The organism is Helicobacter didelphidarum, assembly GCF_003364195.1.
GTDB lineage: Bacteria > Campylobacterota > Campylobacteria > Campylobacterales > Helicobacteraceae > Helicobacter_A > Helicobacter_A didelphidarum.
In genome coordinates, this window is sequence record NZ_NXLQ01000102.1 from 1 (window position 1) to 1,960 (window position 1,960).

The following is a 1,960-nucleotide window of genomic DNA, read 5'->3' on the forward strand; positions in this document are numbered from 1 at the left end:
TAATTTGTTTGATTGAGTATAGAATCTTCAAACTGCTTTATAGCTCCATTCCATAAAGTCGTATGACCACCTGCATCTCTCCAACCATCAATATCCATTGTGATGATGCCATTTTGGTGTAAATTTTGCAAAGTGCTACAAAATTGCTTATTTTTTCTTTTAGCTCACTCTATTTTACTTACATTCCTTGCAATACTTTTTCACTATGCGTTCGACTTCGGCTTGGTATTCTGGTAAATCATAAAAATGCAATGCTTTATCAACATTCCATACAGATATACTGCCAATTTCACGTATCAAATTAGGTTGATATTGTTTTGCCTTTTCATCTCTTAGCTTTCTAATAGAGCTTTTTAGTTCATCTAGGGCATCATCAAGTCTAGGCATCCGGTGACATAATGCTTCTGTATGCCAAAAGAATTGATCATGCACTCCATTTTCTCGATATACCCTTGATGTATCTAATCCCAATAAATAGGATACTCCAAACCTTTTGAGTTTGAGTATAACTTCATTGTTTGTTAATGGGGGTGTTTCTGACTTCAAGAATACCATTTCTTTACAAGTTTTACTTGCATATTCCTCGCCATCTGCATATACACTCAATCCTAAAATAATTAATACTAGAATCTTTTTCATATCATCTCCTTACAATGTAATCAAATTTTCCAAAAGCAGAGTTCGCGGACAAAAACCCATTGTCTTTCATCATTTAGATAATTCGTCTCATCTAAAAATCCTCCCATCTCCTTATCCCAAAATGTCGTATGTCCCCCTGCATCTCTCCAACCATCAATATCCATTGTGATGATGCCATTTTGGTGTAAATTTTGCAAAGTGCTAAAAAATTGCTTATTTTCTTTTTTCAATTCTTGCACTCGTTTTTGATTAAGTATTGTTATCGTTTCCTGATTTTTGCGTAATATTTGGCTAAGTTCCTTCACAGTGCAAAACTCTTTATAGAAGTCTTTATTGTTTTTTAATGAATATGGTTCTACCCTTTTCCAATTATTTAATAATAATTCTTTAATCTTTGGAACACCTGTGCAGTATTTATGCTCATTATCTCCTTGCAATGCTCCGCTAGGAATAGAACATAGATTTTTTATAGGCATACCTCCATAATTAAAAGCATAACTTACTTGCAAGGCACAAGTATTTTCATAATTTTGATAATTTGGACTTTTCCCAAAAAATTTTAAATATCTAATACGCTCCAATAATGGCGTTCCTCCAGCCATAGCAAATCTTGCAGAGATGTAATCTATCTTTTTTGACTCTATGTTAGCTACTTCATCTGCCTTAGTTTGAGGAATGTTACCCCTGTATTTTGCTTCCTTCAATATACCTTGTCTAAATACTTCTTGTAAATTCTCATCATTTGGATTAGCAGTATTTATTTTATCATACGCTTCTTTAAAAAACTTATAGCTTGGTCGATCTATTTCTAAATTCTTTTCTATGCTGTCTATTTTAATCTTGCAACCCACATCTATTCCTTTGTATTAATATGTGGTATGTCTTTTAGAGCATTCATAAAGATCACTTCATTATCCTTAACTCTGCCCTTTAAACTTTTAGTGTTACCATTAATGCTTGCATTTATTTCTACATATTCCCCATCTTCATAATCTTTGGTGATGATATGTAAATTCAAATCATCTTGACATTTGGAATTATTTTTTATCCTTTTACAATCCCCTCCATAGCTAAAATATATATCAAGGATTTGTTTGCTGGTATTGTTGGAATCTTTGCTTGTCTCGTCCGTATCATTAGAATGAGCAGTAGAATCTTTTAATCCCCTTTCACTCTTTGTTTGATGAGAGTTACTTTGAGATTCTATTTTATCACTAGAATCTTGATTAGAATCTTCATTATCTCCTGTTTTCACTTGGATTCTCATCTATCTCAAATACATCTTTTGCCTTAGCTTCTCCATTTAACATAAGAGGGAATC

General features: G+C 32.7%; 4 protein-coding genes. All 4 read right to left on the minus strand.

The window, feature by feature from the left end:
- A partial coding sequence (locus CQA53_RS11060; protein WP_220272093.1) for a T6SS effector amidase Tae4 family protein occupies positions 1-131 on the minus strand: 131 nt, incomplete at its 3' end.
- A gap of 43 nt (positions 132-174) precedes the next feature.
- Entirely contained in the window at positions 175-639 is a 465-nt protein-coding gene (locus tag CQA53_RS11065) for a hypothetical protein (protein WP_115543980.1), read from the minus strand.
- Positions 640-659: 20 nt separating this feature from the next.
- Positions 660-1,490: a T6SS effector amidase Tae4 family protein gene (locus CQA53_RS11070; RefSeq protein ID WP_245945908.1), complete on the minus strand. Its 831-nt coding sequence runs from the start codon at positions 1,488-1,490 to the stop codon at positions 660-662.
- A gap of 2 nt (positions 1,491-1,492) precedes the next feature.
- Positions 1,493-1,894: a hypothetical protein gene (locus tag CQA53_RS11075; RefSeq protein WP_147290050.1), complete on the minus strand. Its 402-nt coding sequence runs from the start codon at positions 1,892-1,894 to the stop codon at positions 1,493-1,495.
- Positions 1,895-1,960: the final 66 nt, after the last annotated feature.

Bases quoted from the DNA above. Each gene is read 5' to 3' on its own strand.
- CQA53_RS11065 (WP_115543980.1), bottom strand. From the start codon at position 639: ATGAAAAAGATTCTAGTATTAATTATTTTAGGATTGAGTGTATATGCA.